Origin of the sequence: Azohydromonas australica DSM 1124, from assembly GCF_000430725.1 — a bacterium.
GTDB lineage: Bacteria > Pseudomonadota > Gammaproteobacteria > Burkholderiales > Burkholderiaceae_C > Azohydromonas > Azohydromonas australica.
On the sequence record NZ_AUMO01000118.1, the window covers coordinates 1 to 16,991 of the forward strand.

The 16,991-nt window shown below is 65.3% G+C and carries 14 protein-coding genes and 1 tRNA gene; 14 read left to right on the forward strand and 1 reads right to left on the reverse strand.

All coding sequences use genetic code 11. The features are described 5' to 3' along the window. From H537_RS51255 to rpoC, 10 genes are all read left to right on the forward strand, one after another. Positions 1–95 (forward strand): EF-Tu C-terminal domain-related protein (locus tag H537_RS51255; RefSeq protein ID WP_072445389.1); only part of this gene is annotated, 95 nt, incomplete at its 5' end. Between the two features lie 33 nt (positions 96–128). Next, positions 129–204, forward strand: a tRNA-Trp gene (locus tag H537_RS0117415). Positions 205–321: 117 nt separating this feature from the next. Then, positions 322–708 carry a preprotein translocase subunit SecE gene (secE, locus tag H537_RS0117420; protein ID WP_028998887.1) on the forward strand — a complete coding sequence of 129 codons (387 nt, stop codon included), beginning with the start codon at positions 322–324 and terminating at the stop codon, positions 706–708. 13 nt (positions 709–721) lie between these two features. Continuing rightward, positions 722–1,300: a transcription termination/antitermination protein NusG gene (nusG, locus tag H537_RS0117425; RefSeq protein WP_028998888.1), complete on the forward strand. Its 579-nt coding sequence runs from the start codon at positions 722–724 to the stop codon at positions 1,298–1,300. Between the two features lie 213 nt (positions 1,301–1,513). After that, positions 1,514–1,945 (forward strand): 50S ribosomal protein L11, encoded by a 432-nt coding sequence (rplK, locus tag H537_RS0117430; RefSeq protein WP_028998889.1) that lies wholly within the window; start codon positions 1,514–1,516, stop codon positions 1,943–1,945. Positions 1,946–1,947: 2 nt separating this feature from the next. Beyond that, entirely contained in the window at positions 1,948–2,655 is a 708-nt protein-coding gene (gene rplA / locus H537_RS0117435) for a 50S ribosomal protein L1 (RefSeq protein WP_028998890.1), read from the forward strand. Positions 2,656–2,933: 278 nt separating this feature from the next. Beyond that, positions 2,934–3,461, forward strand: a complete 528-nt coding sequence (rplJ, locus tag H537_RS0117440; RefSeq protein WP_028998891.1) for a 50S ribosomal protein L10 — start codon at positions 2,934–2,936, stop codon at positions 3,459–3,461. Positions 3,462–3,503: 42 nt separating this feature from the next. Next, positions 3,504–3,881: a 50S ribosomal protein L7/L12 gene (gene rplL, locus H537_RS0117445; RefSeq protein WP_028998892.1), complete on the forward strand. Its 378-nt coding sequence runs from the start codon at positions 3,504–3,506 to the stop codon at positions 3,879–3,881. Between the two features lie 310 nt (positions 3,882–4,191). Continuing rightward, a complete protein-coding gene (gene rpoB / locus H537_RS0117450) occupies positions 4,192–8,316 on the forward strand; it encodes a DNA-directed RNA polymerase subunit beta (RefSeq protein ID WP_028998893.1) in 4,125 nt (1,374 codons plus the stop codon). Between the two features lie 21 nt (positions 8,317–8,337). Beyond that, on the forward strand, positions 8,338–12,576 hold the full coding sequence (gene rpoC, locus H537_RS0117455; RefSeq protein ID WP_028998894.1) for a DNA-directed RNA polymerase subunit beta': 4,239 nt from the start codon (positions 8,338–8,340) through the stop codon (positions 12,574–12,576). A gap of 75 nt (positions 12,577–12,651) precedes the next feature. Here the strand turns inward: rpoC and H537_RS43820 are convergent, their stop codons facing one another. Next, positions 12,652–13,176, reverse strand: coding sequence for a PIN domain-containing protein (locus H537_RS43820; protein ID WP_051242875.1), 525 nt, complete (start codon positions 13,174–13,176; stop codon positions 12,652–12,654). Between the two features lie 338 nt (positions 13,177–13,514). On the opposite strand from H537_RS43820, the gene rpsL reads away from it, so the two are divergent. The 4 genes from rpsL to H537_RS43825 all read left to right on the forward strand — a co-directional run. Then, on the forward strand, positions 13,515–13,889 hold the full coding sequence (gene rpsL, locus H537_RS0117465) for a 30S ribosomal protein S12 (protein ID WP_028998895.1): 375 nt from the start codon (positions 13,515–13,517) through the stop codon (positions 13,887–13,889). Positions 13,890–14,063: 174 nt separating this feature from the next. Then, positions 14,064–14,534, forward strand: coding sequence for a 30S ribosomal protein S7 (gene rpsG / locus H537_RS0117470; protein WP_028998896.1), 471 nt, complete (start codon positions 14,064–14,066; stop codon positions 14,532–14,534). Positions 14,535–14,603: 69 nt separating this feature from the next. Beyond that, entirely contained in the window at positions 14,604–16,706 is a 2,103-nt protein-coding gene (gene fusA, locus H537_RS0117475) for an elongation factor G (RefSeq protein WP_028998897.1), read from the forward strand. A gap of 190 nt (positions 16,707–16,896) precedes the next feature. Beyond that, a partial coding sequence (locus H537_RS43825) for a GTP-binding protein (RefSeq protein ID WP_005434227.1) occupies positions 16,897–16,991 on the forward strand: 95 nt, incomplete at its 3' end.

Here is a 16,991-nt window from a genome sequence, read left to right on the forward strand (position 1 = left end):
TCGCCCCGATCGCCATGGAAGAAGGTCTGCGCTTCGCCATCCGCGAAGGCGGCCGTACCGTCGGCGCCGGCGTCGTGGCCAAGATCATCGAGTAATCCCGGCTCCAAGCCGAACCAAGTAAAGGCCGCAGGGGTATAGCTCAATTGGCAGAGCGTCGGTCTCCAAAACCGAAGGTTGGGGGTTCGATTCCCTCTGCCCCTGCCAAACCCCAGTACTGATTTCAGACTGGGACGAGCGGCCAAACAGCAGCCCGCACGGGAACAGAGGCCCGGCGGGCTTTGCTGCTGATGGGTGCTTCTGGCGCCTGGCGAAACAAATCCGATGACTCCCAACCCCCAAGTCGAAACCGTTGCTTCCGGCGCCGACAAGGCGCGGCTTGCCGGCGCGCTGGCGCTGGTGGTTGCTGGCGTGGCTGCGTTCTACCTGCTGGGCGCACAGTCGCTGTGGGTGCGCGTGGCTGCACTGCTGGTGCTGCTGGCTGCGGCCGTGGCCACGTTCTTCACCGCCGAGGCTGGCAAGCGGCTGATCGCGTTTGGCCGCGACGCCGTGCGCGAGGTGAAGAAGGTCGTGTGGCCCACGCGCAAGGAAGCGATGCAGATGACGGGCTACGTCTTTGCCTTCGTGCTCGCAATGGCCTTGTTCCTGTGGCTCACTGACAAGACGCTGGAATGGGTCCTGTACGACCTGGTTCTGGGTTGGAAGCGTTGAAGGAAAGCAGGCAATGAGCGATCAAGTGGCAACCCAGGAAGGCGCCGCCCCGGCCGCGTCCCCGATGCGCTGGTACGTCGTGCATGCCTACTCCGGCATGGAGAAGGCGGTGGAGCGCAACCTGCGCGAACGCATCGAGCGCGCCGGCATGCAGGCCAAGTTTGGCCGCATCCTGGTGCCGACCGAGGAGGTGGTGGAACTCAAGAACGGCAAGAAGGCCGTCACCGAGCGCCGCTTCTTCCCTGGCTACGTGCTGGTCGAGATGCTGATGGACGACGAGTCCTGGCACCTGGTCAAGCACACCAGCAAGGTCACGGGTTTCGTCGGCGGCGCGAAGAACCGCCCCGCGCCGATCTCCGAGGCCGAGGTGATGAAGATCGTCAACCAGATGCAGGAAGGCATCGAAAAGCCCCGGCCCAAGGTCGAGTGGCAGGTGGGCGAGATGGTGCGGGTCAAGGAAGGCCCGTTCACCGACTTCAACGGCGCGGTCGAGGAAGTCAACTACGAGAAGTCCAAGGTGCGTGTGTCGGTCACGATTTTCGGCCGCGCCACTCCGGTGGAACTGGACTTCTCGCAGGTCGAGAAGGTTTAAGAAGTCCGGCTGCGTTGCGGCGTCCGTTTCGGGCGCTGGCATGCGGCAGGCACCTGGAGCGCGTCTTCGGACGGGCGTCGGATCGGCAGGCCGCTGGGCTTGCCCGTGACAGCTGGCAACGACAGGTCGGCATGAGGAGCGGCAGGTAATCAATCCTGTCGCGTTCGACTCGACAACCCAGGCTTGGCCGCCCGGGTTGCACTGGAGAAAGACATGGCCAAGAAAATCGTCGGCTTGATCAAGCTTCAAGTCCCGGCCGGCAAGGCGAACCCCTCGCCCCCGATCGGTCCCGCCCTGGGCCAGCGCGGCCTGAACATCATGGAATTCTGCAAGGCGTTCAACGCCCAGACGCAGAGTTTCGAGCCGGGCCTGGTGCTGCCGGTGGTGATCACCGCCTTCGCCGACAAGTCCTTCACCTTCCAGATCAAGTCTCCGCCTGCCGGCGTGCTGATCAAGAAGGCCATCAAGCTGGAGAAGGGCTCGTCGCGTCCGCACCTGGAGAAGGTCGGCAAGCTGACCCGCGCCCAGTTGGAGGACATCGCCAAGGCCAAGATGAAGGATCTCAACGCTGCCGACCTCGACGGCGCCGTCCGCATCATCGCCGGTACGGCCCGCTCCATGGGCGTGCTGGTTGAAGGAGTCTGAACATGGCCAAGCTGACCAAGAAAGCCAAGGCCCAGCAGGGCAAGGTCGACAGCCTGAAGCTGTACGCGATCAACGACGCGCTGACCCTCGTCAAGGAATGCGCCACCGCCAAGTTCGACGAAGCCATCGACGTGGCCGTGCAGCTGGGCGTGGACGCCAAGAAGTCGGACCAAGTGGTGCGCGGCGCCGTCGTGATGCCCAACGGCACCGGCAAGACCAAGCGCGTGGCCGTGTTCGCCCAGGGCGCCAAGGCTGACGAAGCCCGCGCCGCCGGCGCCGACATCGTCGGCATGGAAGACCTGGCCGAGCAGGTCAAGGCCGGCAACCTGAACTTCGACGTCGTGATCGCCTCGCCGGACACGATGCGCGTGGTCGGTACGCTGGGCCAGATCCTGGGCCCGCGCGGCCTGATGCCGAACCCCAAGGTCGGCACCGTGACCCCTGACGTTGCCACCGCGGTGCGCAACGCCAAGGCGGGCCAGGTGCAGTTCCGCGTGGACAAGAACGGCATCATCCACGGCACCATCGGCCGTCGCTCGTTCGACTCCGACAAGCTCGTGGGCAACCTGGCCGCGCTGCTGGAGGCCCTGAACAAGGCCAAGCCGGCGTCGAGCAAGGGCGTGTACCTGCGCAAGGTCGCCGTGTCCTCGACCATGGGCGTCGGCGTGCGCGTGGACGTGGCGTCCATCGCCGCGCAAGCGCAGGGCTGATTCGAGCCCAGCCGCGGCGCGCGAGTCTGGCGCGCCGGGGCTCAATGAATTTGGTGGGCCGTGCCCGGGAGTTTTCCGGGCACGGGTCATCCAAGACCGCTGGTGGCCTCGTGAGAGGCCGTAATGGAGGGCTCGTCCCGAAGCCAGCGCAGATGGCGCACCCGCTGTGAAAGTTGATCCCGCAAGGGGTTCCTGGAGCAGCAAGGTCGCTGAACGTGGTGCCCGCTCCTGAAGGCCGCAAGGCCGACTGGATGTGGGCGTTTTGTGAGGAGCAGACCTTGAGTCTCAATCGCAACGAGAAGGCAGCCGTCGTCAGCGACGTGGCAGCGCAAGCCGCCAAGTCGCAGACCCTGGCGCTGGCCGAGTACCGTGGCCTCACCGTCGAAAACCTGAACAAGCTGCGCGTGACCGCGCGTGCGCAGGGTGTCTATCTTCACGTGCTGAAGAACACCCTGGCCCGCCGCGCTGTCGCCGGCACGTCGTTCGAGGTGGCGTCGGAGAGCATGGTCGGCCCGCTGATCTACGGCTTTTCCGAAGACGCTGTCGCCGCGGCCAAAGTCATCGCCGACTTTGCCAAGGGCAACGACAAGCTGATCATCAAGGCCGGTGCCTACGCGGGCAAGGTCCTGGACGCCGATGGCGTCAAGGCCCTGGCGTCCATTCCCAGCAAGGAAGTCCTGCTGTCGCAGCTGGCTGGCCTGCTGAAGGCGCCGATCCAGCGTACCGCGGCCGTGCTGGCCGCCCTGGCCGAGAAGCGTGGTGGTGGTGCGGAAGAAGCCGCCCCTGCCGAGGCCGCCGCGGCCTGAGCGCACCCTTTTCACTGAATTTCTGAATCCGAGGAATCCCAAATGGCATTCGACAAAGACGCCTTCCTGACCGCCCTGGACAGCATGTCCGTGATGGAACTCAATGACCTGGTCAAGGCCATCGAAGAGAAGTTCGGCGTGTCCGCCGCTTCCATGGCTGCCCCGGCCGCTGGTGGCGGTGGCGCCGCTGCCGCTGCAGTGGAAGAGAAGACCGAGTTCAACGTCGTGCTGCTGGAAGCCGGCGCCAACAAGGTCTCCGTCATCAAGGCCGTGCGCGAACTGACGGGCCTGGGCCTGAAGGAAGCCAAGGACCTGGTGGACGGCGCTCCGAAGAACGTCAAGGAAGCCATCGCCAAGGCCGACGCCGAGGCTGCCGTCAAGAAGCTGGTGGAAGCCGGCGCCAAGGCCGAACTCAAGTAATTGGTTTGACCCCAGAGGGCTGGCGGCTGATTTCAGGCCGCCAGCCTTTTCCGCTTCAGGGCGTTACAGTTCCAGGTTCTGAATTTCAGGGCGAGAACAGCCGGAAATGGCCGCGTGCGGCTTTTCCGAGTGTTCTCTGATCCGACTGCAGGGAACGGGTTTGGTCGGGCTCCGGTGCAACGCCGGGGTTGTCCGCCAGCGGTTGGTAGTGGCCAGCCACCAAGCTCCGGACGCAACGTCCGAGTAGGCCAGTCGCCGACGAGTGCGCGCTTCCAGGGCCCGGGGCGCGTGTTCTCGACACGGAGCATATATGGCGCAAGTTTCCCCCACGTACAGCTATACCGAGCGCAAGCGTATTCGCAAAAGCTTCGGCAAGCGTGAGAGTGTTCTCAACGTTCCCTACCTGCTGACGATGCAGCGGGAGTCCTACGTCGCCTTCCTGCAGAAGGACGTGCCCCCGCAGAAGCGCAAGCCCGAGGGCCTGCAAGCCGCTTTCCTCTCCGCCTTCCCGATCGTGTCGCACAACGGGTACGTGGAGATGAAGTTCATCGAGTACAACATCGCCAAGCCGGCGTTCGACACGCGCGAGTGCCAGCAGCGCGGTCTGACCTACGCCGCGGCGGTGCGTGCTCGGCTGCAGATGATCATCTACGACCGCGAGAGCCCGCAGGCCAAGACGGTCAAGGAGATCAAGGAGCAGGAGGTCTACATGGGCGAAGTGCCGCTCATGACCGACTACGGCTCCTTCATCGTCAACGGCACCGAGCGCGTCATCGTCAGCCAGCTGCACCGCTCGCCGGGCGTGTTCTTCGAGCACGACAAGGGCAAGACGCACAGCTCGGGCAAGCTGCTGTTCTCCGCGCGCATCATTCCCTACCGCGGCTCGTGGCTGGACTTCGAATTCGACCCGAAGGACATCCTCTACTTCCGCGTTGACCGCCGCCGCAAGATGCCGGTGACGATCCTGCTCAAGGCCATCGGCCTGAACCCCGAGCAGATCCTGGCCAACTTCTTCGACTTCGACAATTTCCGCCTGATGGACACCGGCGCTCAGCTGGAGTTCGTGGCCGACCGTCTGAAGGGCGAGATCGCGCGCTTCGACATCACGGACAAGAACGGCACCGTGATCGTCGAGAAGGACAAGCGCATCACCGCGCGCCACGTGCGCACGCTGGAGCAAAGCGGCACCACCTTCATCAGCGTCCCCGAGGACTTCGTCGTGGGCCGCGTGGTGGCCCGCAACATGGTCGATCCGGACACCGGCGAGATCGTGGCCAAGGCCAACGACGAGATCACCGAGAGCCTGCTCAAGAAGCTGCGCGCCGCGGGCATCCGCGACCTGCAGGCGCTCTACACCAACGAGCTCGACGAAGGCGCCTACATCAGCCAGACGCTGGCCAGCGATGAGACGGCCGACCAGCTCGCCGCCCGCGTGGCCATCTACCGCATGATGCGCCCCGGCGAGCCGCCGACGGAAGACGCCGTCGAGGCGCTGTTCAACCGCCTGTTCTACAGCGCCGACACGTATGACCTGTCGCGCGTGGGCCGCATGAAGTTCAACGCCCGCGTGGGCCGCGACACGGCCGAAGGCGACATGACGCTGTCCAACTCGGACATCCTCGACGTGGTCAAGATCCTCGTCGAGCTGCGCAACGGCCGCGGCGAGGTGGACGACATCGACCACCTGGGCAACCGGCGCGTGCGCTGCGTGGGCGAGCTGGCCGAGAACCAGTACCGCTCGGGCCTGGCGCGCATCGAGAAGGCCGTGAAGGAGCGTCTGGGCCAGGCCGAGACCGAAGCCCTGATGCCGCATGACCTGATCAACTCCAAGCCGATTTCCGCGGCGCTCAAGGAGTTCTTCGGCGCGTCGCAGCTGTCGCAGTTCATGGACCAGACCAACCCGCTGTCGGAGATCACGCACAAGCGTCGCGTCTCCGCCCTGGGCCCGGGTGGTCTGACCCGCGAGCGCGCCGGCTTCGAGGTGCGCGACGTGCACCCGACCCACTACGGTCGCGTGTGCCCGATCGAGACGCCTGAAGGTCCGAACATCGGCCTGATCAACTCGCTGGCCCTGTACGCGCAGCTCAACGAGTACGGCTTCCTGGAGACGCCGTACCGCCGCGTGGAAAACGGCCACGTGACCGACCAGATCGACTACCTGTCCGCCATCCAGGAAGGCAAGTACGTCATCGCCCAGGCCAACGCCACGCTGGACGAGAACGGCCAGTTGGTGGACGAACTGGTGTCGGCGCGCGAGAAGGGTGAATCGGTGCTGCTGTCGCCCGAGCGCGTGCAGTACATGGACGTGGCGCCGGCGCAGATCGTGTCGGTGGCGGCTTCGCTCGTGCCCTTCCTGGAGCACGATGACGCGAACCGCGCACTGATGGGCGCCAACATGCAGCGCCAGGCCGTGCCGACGCTGCGTCCGGAGAAGGCCTTCGTCGGCACGGGCGTCGAGCGCGTGGCGGCCAAGGACTCCGGCACCGTGGTGGCTGCCCGCCGTGGCGGCGTGGTGGACTACGTCGACTCCAACCGCATCGTGATCCGCGTCAACGACGAGGAGACGGTGGCCGGTGAGGTCGGTGTGGACATCTACAACCTCATCAAGTACCAGCGTTCCAACCAGAACACGAACATCCACCAGCGTCCCATCGTCAAGCGTGGTGACAAGGTGTCGGCCGAGGACATCATTGCCGACGGTGCCTCCACTGACATCGGCGAGCTCGCGCTGGGCCAGAACATGCTGGTCGCGTTCATGCCCTGGAACGGCTACAACTTCGAGGACTCGATCCTGATCTCGGAGCGTGTGGTCGCCGAGGACCGCTACACCTCGATCCACATCGAGGAACTGGTGGTGATGGCCCGCGACACCAAGCTGGGCTCCGAGGAAATCACGCGCGACATTCCCAACCTGTCCGAGCAGCAGCTGGCTCGCCTGGACGAGTCGGGCATCGTCTACATCGGCGCCGAGGTCGGCCCGGGCGACGTGCTGGTGGGCAAGGTCACGCCGAAGGGCGAGACCACGCTGACGCCGGAAGAGAAGCTGCTGCGCGCGATCTTCGGCGAGAAGGCGTCCGACGTGAAGGACACCTCGCTGCGCGTGGACCAGGGCACCAGCGGCACCGTCATCGACGTGCAGGTGTTCACCCGCGAGGGCATCCAGCGCGACAAGCGCGCCCAGCAGATCATCGACGATGAGCTGAAGCGCTTCCGCCTGGACCTCAACGACCAGCTGCGCATCGTCGAGGCCGACGCCTTCGACCGTATCGAGAAGCTGCTGGTGGGCCGCGTGGCCAACGGCGGTCCGCAGAAGATCGCCAAGGGCACCGTGCTGACCAAGGAGTACCTCTCGGGCGTCGAGAAGTACCACTGGTTCGACGTGCGTCCGGCCGAAGAGGACATCGCCAACCAGCTGGAGTCGATCAAGAACTCGCTGGAGCAGACGCGCCACAGCTTCGACCTCGCGTTCGAAGAGAAGCGCAAGAAGCTCACGCAGGGCGACGAGCTGCCCGCGGGCGTGCTCAAGATGGTCAAGGTGTACCTGGCCGTCAAGCGCCGCCTGCAGCCTGGCGACAAGATGGCCGGCCGTCACGGCAACAAGGGCGTGGTGTCCAAGATCGTTCCGATCGAGGACATGCCCTACATGGCCGACGGCACGCCTGCCGACATCGTGCTCAACCCGCTGGGCGTGCCTTCGCGCATGAACGTGGGCCAGGTGCTGGAAGTGCACCTGGGCTGGGCCGGCAAGGGCCTGGGCCAGCGCCTGGGCGACATGCTGCAGCAGCAGTCCAAGGTGGCGGAGCTGCGCCAGTTCCTGGACCAGCTCTACAACCAGTCCGGCGGCAAGACCGAGAAGCTCGACCACCTCAGCGACGACGAGATCGTGGAGATGGCGCAGAACCTCTCCAAGGGCGTGCCCTTCGCCACCCCGGTGTTCGACGGCGCCAAGGAGGAAGAGATCCGCGGCATGCTGCACCTGGCCTATCCGGAGGACATCGCCGTGCGCAAGGGCCTCACGCCCACGCGCACGCAGGCCTTCCTGTGCGACGGCCGCACCGGCGAGCAGTTCGAGCGCCCGGTGACCGTGGGCTACATGCACGTGCTCAAGCTGCACCACCTGGTGGACGACAAGATGCACGCCCGCTCCACGGGTCCGTACTCGCTGGTGACGCAGCAGCCGCTGGGCGGCAAGGCCCAGTTCGGTGGCCAGCGCTTCGGTGAGATGGAAGTGTGGGCGCTGGAGGCCTATGGCGCGAGCTACGTGCTGCAGGAGATGCTGACCGTGAAGTCCGATGACGTGAACGGCCGCACCAAGGTCTACGAGAACATCGTCAAGGGCGAGCACTCGATCGAGGCGGGCATGCCCGAGTCGTTCAACGTGCTGGTCAAGGAAATCCGTTCGCTCGGCATCGACATCGAGCTTGAGCGCAACTAAGGAACGGACAAGGAGTTAGGCATGAAGGGACTTTTGGACCTTTTCAAGCAGTTCACCCCGGATGAACACTTCGACGCGATCAAGATCGGGCTGGCGTCGCCCGAGAAGATCCGCTCGTGGTCGTTCGGCGAGGTGAAGAAGCCCGAGACCATCAACTACCGCACCTTCAAGCCCGAGCGTGACGGCTTGTTCTGCGCCAAGATCTTTGGCCCGATCAAGGACTACGAGTGCCTGTGCGGCAAGTACAAGCGCCTGAAGCACCGCGGCGTGATCTGCGAGAAGTGCGGCGTCGAGGTCACGCAGACCAAGGTGCGCCGCGACCGCATGGGTCACATCGACCTGGCCGCGCCCTGCGCGCACATCTGGTTCCTGAAGTCGCTGCCGTCGCGTCTGGGCCTGGTGCTGGACATGACGCTGCGCGACATCGAGCGCGTGCTGTACTTCGAAGCGTATGTCGTGGTCGATCCCGGCATGACGCCGCTGAAGAAGTTCTCGATCCTCTCCGAGGACCAGTACGAGGTCGAGCGCGACAAGCACGGTGACGAGTTCATCGCGCTGATGGGCGCCGAGGGCATCAAGCAGCTGCTCGAGGAGATGGACCTCGACGTCGAGATCGAGAAGCTGCGCGGCGACATGACCGGCTCGGAGCTCAAGGTCAAGAAGAACTCCAAGCGCCTGAAGGTGATGGAGGCCTTCAAGAAGTCGGGCATCAAGCCGAACTGGATGGTGCTGGACGTGCTGCCGGTGCTGCCGCCGGACCTGCGTCCGCTGGTGCCGCTGGACGGCGGCCGCTTCGCGACCTCCGACCTCAACGACCTCTACCGTCGCGTCATCAACCGCAACAACCGCCTGGCGCGGCTGCTGGAGCTCAAGGCGCCCGAGATCATCGTGCGCAACGAGAAGCGCATGCTGCAGGAGGCGGTGGACTCGCTGCTGGACAACGGCCGCCGCGGCAAGGCGATGACGGGCGCGAACAAGCGCGCGCTGAAGTCGCTGGCCGACATGATCAAGGGCAAGAGCGGCCGCTTCCGCCAGAACCTGCTGGGCAAGCGCGTCGACTACTCAGGCCGTTCCGTGATCACGGTGGGCCCGACGCTCAAGCTGCACCAGTGCGGCCTGCCCAAGCTGATGGCGCTGGAGCTGTTCAAGCCCTTCATCTTCTCGCGCCTGGAGGCGATGGGCATCGCCACCACCATCAAGGCGGCGAAGAAGGAAGTCGAATCCGGCACGCCGGTGGTGTGGGACATCCTCGAAGAGGTGATCAAGGAGCATCCGGTGATGCTCAACCGCGCTCCCACGCTGCACCGCCTGGGCATCCAGGCCTTCGAGCCGGTGCTGATCGAGGGCAAGGCGATCCAGCTGCACCCGCTGGTGTGCGCGGCCTTCAACGCCGACTTCGACGGCGACCAGATGGCCGTGCACGTGCCGCTGTCCATCGAGGCGCAGATGGAAGCCCGCACGCTGATGCTGGCCTCCAACAACGTGCTGTTCCCGGCCAACGGCGAGCCCTCCATCGTGCCGTCGCAGGACGTGGTGCTGGGCCTGTACTACGCCACCCGCGAGCGCACCAACGGCAAGGGTGAAGGCCTGATCTTCTCCGACGTGCCCGAGGTGCAGCGCGCGCTGGACAACGGCGTGGTCGAGGTCACGGCCAAGATCAGCGTGCGCTTGGTCGAGTGGACGAAGGACAAGGACACGGGCGAGTTCACGCCCGAGACCAAGCTCGTCGAGACCACGGTGGGCCGCGCGCTGCTGTCGGAGATCCTGCCCAAGGGTCTGCCCTTCAGCAACATGAACAAGGCGCTGAAGAAGAAGGAGATCTCGCGCCTGATCAACGCCTCCTTCCGCAAGTGCGGTCTGAAGGAGACGGTGGTGTTCGCCGACAAGCTGCTGCAGTCGGGCTTCCGCCTGGCCACGCGCGCGGGCATCTCCATCGCCATCGACGACATGCTGGTGCCGAAGGAGAAGCACGGCCTGATCGAGCGCGCGGAGCGCGAGGTCAAGGAGATCGAGCAGCAGTACGTCTCGGGTCTCGTGACGGCCGGCGAGCGCTACAACAAGGTCGTGGACATCTGGGGCAAGACCGGCGACGAAGTCGGCAAGGTCATGATGAGCCAGCTGGCCAAGCAGAAGGTCAACGACCGCCACGGCAACGAGGTGGACCAGGAGTCGTTCAACTCCATCTACATGATGGCCGACTCCGGCGCGCGGGGTTCCGCCGCCCAGATCCGCCAGCTCGCGGGCATGCGGGGCCTGATGGCCAAGCCGGACGGCTCGATCATCGAGACGCCGATTACCGCGAACTTCCGCGAAGGCCTGAACGTTCTGCAGTACTTCATCTCCACGCACGGCGCCCGTAAGGGTCTGGCGGATACGGCGCTGAAGACGGCGAACTCCGGCTACCTGACGCGCCGCCTGGTGGACGTGACGCAGGACCTGGTGGTCACCGAGGACGACTGCACCACCGAGAACGGCATCGCCATGCGCGCGCTGGTCGAAGGCGGTGAGGTCATCGAGTCGCTGCGCGACCGCATCCTGGGCCGCGTCACCGCCATCGAGGTGCTGCACCCCGAGACGCAGGAAGTCATCGTCCCGGCCGGCGCCATGCTGGACGAGGACACGATGGACGCCATCGAAGCCGCCGGTGCCGACGAGGTCAAGGTGCGCACGCCGCTGACCTGCGGCACGCGCTTCGGCCTGTGCGCCAAGTGCTACGGCCGTGACCTCGGCCGCGGCGGCCTGGTCAACGTCGGCGAGGCCGTGGGCGTGATCGCCGCGCAGTCGATCGGCGAGCCCGGCACGCAGCTGACGATGCGTACCTTCCACATCGGTGGCGCGGCTTCGCGTGCGGCGGTGGCCTCCAGCGTGGAAGCCAAGTCGGACGGCATCATCGGCTTCAACCCGACGATGCGCTACGTGACCAACGGCAAGGGCGAGCTGGTGGTGATTTCGCGTTCGGGCGAGATCGTCATCTCCGACCAGCACGGCCGCGAGCGCGAGCGCCACAAGGTGCCGTACGGCGCGACGCTGAACGTCAAGGCGGACCAGACCATCAAGGCCGGTACCGTCCTGGCGAACTGGGACCCGCTGACCCGCCCGATCATCACGGAATTCGCCGGCAAGGCGAGGTTCGAGAACGTCGAGGAAGGCGTGACGGTGGCCAAGCAGGTGGACGAGGTCACCGGCCTGTCCACGCTGGTGGTGATCGACCCGAAGCGCCGCGGCGCCGCCAAGGTGGTGCGTCCGCAGGTGAAGCTGCTCGACGCCATGGGCCAGGAAGTCAAGATTCCCGGCACCGACCATTCGGTGACGATCGGCTTCCAGGTTGGCGCGCTGATCCAGGTGCGTGACGGCCAGGACCTGGCGCCCGGTGAAGTGCTGGCGCGTATCCCGGTGGAAGGCCAGAAGACCCGCGACATTACCGGCGGTCTGCCGCGTGTGGCCGAGCTCTTCGAAGCCCGTTCGCCCAAGGACAAGGGCATCCTGGCCGAGATCACCGGTACGGTGTCCTTCGGCAAGGAGACCAAGGGCAAGGTGCGCCTGCAGATCACCGATCCGGACGGCAAGGTCTACGAGGAACTGGTCCCCAAGGACAAGAACATCCTCGTGCACGAAGGCCAGGTGGTGAACAAGGGCGAGTCCATCGTGGACGGCCCGGCCGATCCGCAGGACATCCTGCGCCTGCTGGGTGTGGAAGAGCTGGCGCGCTACATCGTCGACGAGGTGCAGGACGTCTACCGTCTGCAGGGCGTGAAGATCAACGACAAGCACATCGAGGTGATCGTTCGCCAGATGCTGCGCCGCGTGCAGATCGTCAACCCGGGCGAGAGCACCTACATCGCCGGCGAGCAGGTGGAGCGCTCCGAACTGCTCGACACCAACGACAGGCTGCGGGGCGAGAGCAAGGTGCCCGCGACCTACGCCGACGTGCTGCTGGGCATCACGAAGGCGTCGCTGTCCACCGACTCCTTCATCTCCGCCGCCTCGTTCCAGGAGACGACGCGGGTGCTCACCGAGGCTGCCATCATGGGCAAGCGCGACGAGCTGCGCGGTCTCAAGGAGAACGTCATCGTCGGCCGCCTCATCCCGGCGGGCACCGGCATGGCGTACCACCAGGCACGCAAGGCCAAGGAAGACATGGACGAGAACGAGCGCCGCGCCATTGCGATGCAGGAAGCGCAAGAGCTCGCCGCCGTCCAACTGGCCCACGTGGACGAGGGCGAGACCCCGGCTGCACCGTCTGGCGAAGGCCAGGGCTGAGCAGCGTCGGGCTGACTCCCTAACAAAAGGCGGCTTCGGCCGCCTTTTTCATTGCCGGTGCCGGAGCGGCACGCATCAGCCCGGCATTGCCGTAGCCTCCAGCGACCACTGCGCCGGCGTCAGGATCAGCAGCCCGCGCTCGCGGGCGCGACGCCGCAGCTTCAACAGGGCACGGTCGCGGCTCACCAGCCAGCGTGCGCGGTGGGCAAGCGCGACGGCCAGGAACTTCTGGTCGTCGCCGTCGGTGCAGCGCAGGCCCGGTGGTGGCGGTGCGTCGGCAGGCGGCTCCACCGGGCAGGCCAGCCGTTGCCACGTCTCCCAGAGCGGCCCGGTGTCGGCCTGCGGACGGCTGTGCAGGCCGCGGGCCAGCACATGTTCAAGCTCATTGCGAAGCGCCGGCGTCACGATCCAGCGGCAATGGCCGGTGCGGATGGCTTGCCCCAGCGGCTGCATGGACGGGTCATCGAAAAGCAGCCAATCCAGCACGGCGTTGCTGTCCAGCACGGCGGTCGGGACTTCGACGTCTCCCGTGTGCGCCGCTTGCGGCGCGGCGTGGCTCTCCGCGATGGGGGAAAGAGTCGGAGGCAACATGTCGGACATGGCGAAGGCTTCAGGTACGGCAGGGAGGAGGGCGGTTGGCGAGGGCGCGAGCCAGGGTGGGCGGATTTCCCGCCCTGATCCTGGCAGCGGCTTGTGGACAACTTGCACACAGTTGGGGGTCGGACTATAATCGTCGGCTTTTCGGCAGACCCTGCTGCGCTCTTTGTCGGGCGGCTCACCGCGAAACGCTTTGCGGCTTCGGGCCCGTCTCCAGAACTTGGAGTGCTCGGCCTCTTCCGGAAGAACAAGACGCCACTGCCCACTGCGACGCCTGACCCCAGGTCAGGCCGTCATGGTGGACGGTGGCGCAGGTGTGACTTCAAACGGGAACAAGTCCTATGCCAACCATCAACCAACTCGTGCGCCACGGTCGCGAGACCGAGCCCACGAAGTCCAAGTCGCCTGCCATGCAGGGCGGCCCGCAGCGCCGCGGCGTCTGCACGCGCGTCTACACGACGACCCCCAAGAAGCCGAACTCGGCGCTGCGTAAGGTCGCCAAGGTGCGCCTGACCAACGGCTTCGAGGTCATCTCCTACATCGGCGGCGAAGGCCACAACCTGCAAGAGCACTCGGTGGTGCTCGTGCGCGGCGGCCGTGTGAAGGATCTGCCGGGCGTGCGCTACCACATCGTGCGCGGCTCGCTGGACCTGCAGGGCGTCAAGGACCGCAAGCAGTCGCGCTCGAAGTACGGCGCCAAGCGGCCCAAGAAGTAATCAGGGACCGTCAATTGCCGGGATGGCGGTCCAAAAGGCCGTTGCCGGGCGTGTCGCGGTTGTCCTGACTCTTGAGATCAGGCGGCCGAGTAAGTGGAGTGCCGGTAAGCGGTCTCCGCGGCAGGCAGCAAGCAGTCAACACAGCGCCTGCCAGCTGAAGTCAAAGGAATAGAAATGCCACGTCGTCGCGAAGTACCCAAGCGCGAGATCCTGCCCGATCCGAAGTTCGGCTCGGTGGATCTGTCCAAGTTCATGAACGTCGTCATGGAGTCCGGCAAGAAGGCCGTGGCCGAGCGCATCATCTACGGCGCGCTGGAGCAGGTCGAGAAGAAGGCCGGCAAGGACCCGCTGGAGGTCTTCATGATCGCGCTGAACAACGTCAAGCCGATGGTCGAGGTGAAGTCCCGCCGCGTTGGCGGTGCGAACTACCAAGTTCCCGTGGAAGTTCGCCCCGTGCGCCGCGTGGCTCTGGCCATGCGCTGGCTCAAGGATTCGGCCCGCAAGCGCGGCGAGAAGTCCATGGCGGCGCGTCTGGCAAACGAACTGCTGGAAGCTAGCGAAGGCCGCGGCGGCGCCATGAAGAAGCGTGACGAAGTGCACCGCATGGCCGAGGCCAACAAGGCCTTCTCGCACTTCCGCTTCTAAACTCGTCTGTTCCGGCCGCCCAAGGGTTAGTACCGACCCGCGGGCGGCCCCTGTATTTGGAGTGACACCATGTCCCGCAAGACCCCCATCGAGCGCTACCGCAACATCGGTATCTCGGCGCACATCGATGCCGGCAAGACGACCACGACCGAGCGGATCCTGTTCTACACGGGCGTGAACCACAAGATCGGTGAAGTCCATGACGGCGCTGCCACCATGGACTGGATGGAGCAGGAGCAGGAGCGGGGCATCACCATCACCTCCGCTGCGACCACCTGCTTCTGGAAGGGCATGGACCTGTCCTATCCGGAGCACCGTTTCAACATCATCGACACCCCGGGCCACGTGGACTTCACCATCGAGGTGGAGCGTTCCATGCGCGTGCTCGACGGCGCCTGCATGGTGTACTGCGCCGTGGGTGGCGTGCAGCCGCAGTCCGAGACCGTCTGGCGCCAGGCCAACAAGTACAAGGTGCCGCGTCTGGCCTTCGTCAACAAGATGGACCGCACCGGCGCCAACTTCTTCAAGGTCTATGACCAGATGAAGACGCGCCTGAAGGCCAACCCCGTGCCCATCGTCGTGCCCATCGGCGCCGAGGAAAACTTCAAGGGCGTGGTGGACCTGCTCAAGATGAAGGCCATCATTTGGGATGAGGCCTCGCAGGGCATGAAGTTCGACTACGTCGACATCCCGGCGGAGCTCGAGGCCGACTGCCAGAAGTGGCGCGAGAACATGATCGAGGCCGCCGCCGAGTCGTCCGAGGAACTGATGAACAAGTACCTCGAGACCGGTGAGCTGACCGAGGCCGAGATCAAGCAGGGTCTGCGTGCGCGCACCATCGCCACCGAGATCCAGCCGATGCTGTGCGGCACCGCGTTCAAGAACAAGGGCGTGCAGCGCATGCTCGACGCCGTCATCGACTTCCTGCCGTCGCCGGTGGACATCCCGCCCGTGGCCGGTACGGACGAGGACGACAAGGAAGTCACCCGCAGGGCTGACGACAACGAAAAGTTCGCCGCGCTGGCGTTCAAGCTGATGACCGACCCGTACGTCGGCCAGCTGACCTTCGTGCGCGTGTACTCGGGCGTGCTGAAGTCGGGCGACACCGTCTACAACCCGATCAAGGGCAAGAAGGAACGCATCGGCCGCATCCTGCAGATGCACGCCAACCAGCGCGAAGAGATCAAGGAAATTCTGGCCGGCGACATCGCCGCCTGCGTGGGCCTGAAGGAAGTCACCACGGGCGAGACCCTGTGCGACCCCGAAGCCATCGTCACGCTGGAAAAGATGGTCTTCCCCGAGCCCGTGATCGCGCAGGCCGTGGAGCCCAAGACCAAGGCCGACCAGGAGAAGATGGGCATCGCCCTGAGCCGCCTGGCTGCCGAAGACCCCTCGTTCCGCGTCAAGACGGACGAAGAGTCGGGCCAGACCATCATCTCCGGCATGGGCGAGCTGCACCTGGAGATCATCGTCGACCGCATGAAGCGCGAGTTCGGCGTGGAAGCCAACGTCGGCAAGCCGCAAGTGGCCTACCGCGAAACCATCCGCAAGAAGGCCGAGGACGTCGAAGGCAAGTTCGTGCGTCAGTCCGGCGGTAAGGGCCAGTACGGCCACGTGGTGTTCACGGTCGAGCCGCAGGAGCCGGGCAAGGGCTTCGAGTTCGTCGACGCCATCAAGGGCGGCGTGGTGCCGCGTGAGTACATCCCTGCGGTGGAAAAGGGCGTCATCGACACCCTGCCGAACGGCGTGCTGGCCGGCTACCCGGTGGTGGACGTGAAGGTCACGCTGACCTTCGGTTCGTACCACGAAGTGGACTCGTCGGAAAACGCCTTCAAGATGGCTGCCTCGATGGGCTTCAAGGAAGCCTGCCGCAAGGCCAGCCCGGTGATCCTGGAGCCGATGATGGCCGTCGAGGTGGAAACGCCCGAGGACTACGCCGGCTCCGTGATGGGCGACCTGTCGTCCCGTCGCGGCATGGTGCAGGGCATGGACGACATGGTCGGTGGCGGCAAGATCATCAAGGCGGAAGTGCCGCTGTCCGAGATGTTCGGCTACTCGACCACGCTGCGCTCGATGTCGCAGGGCCGTGCCACGTACACCATGGAGTTCAAGCACTACTCTGAAGCTCCGAAGAACGTGGCCGACGCCATCATCACCGCCCGCGGCAAGTAAGGCCGAGCCGGTGAGTGGGTGCGCCTTGCGGCGCACCCTTCACGCCTGCGGCGCGGCCATGGCCGCGCCAAAAGAATTCAAGCCGGTCTCCGGTGGGTGCACCGTCTGCTGCCAGTGGCAGGCGGCGTTAGGCACCGCCGCGAGACCTTAAACACGAGCACTGGCACTGCTCTTTGATCAGGAGAGAACAATGGCAAAAGGTAAGTTCGAGCGGACCAAGCCGCACGTCAACGTGGGCACGATCGGCCACGTGGACCATGGCAAGACGACGCTGACGGCGGCGAT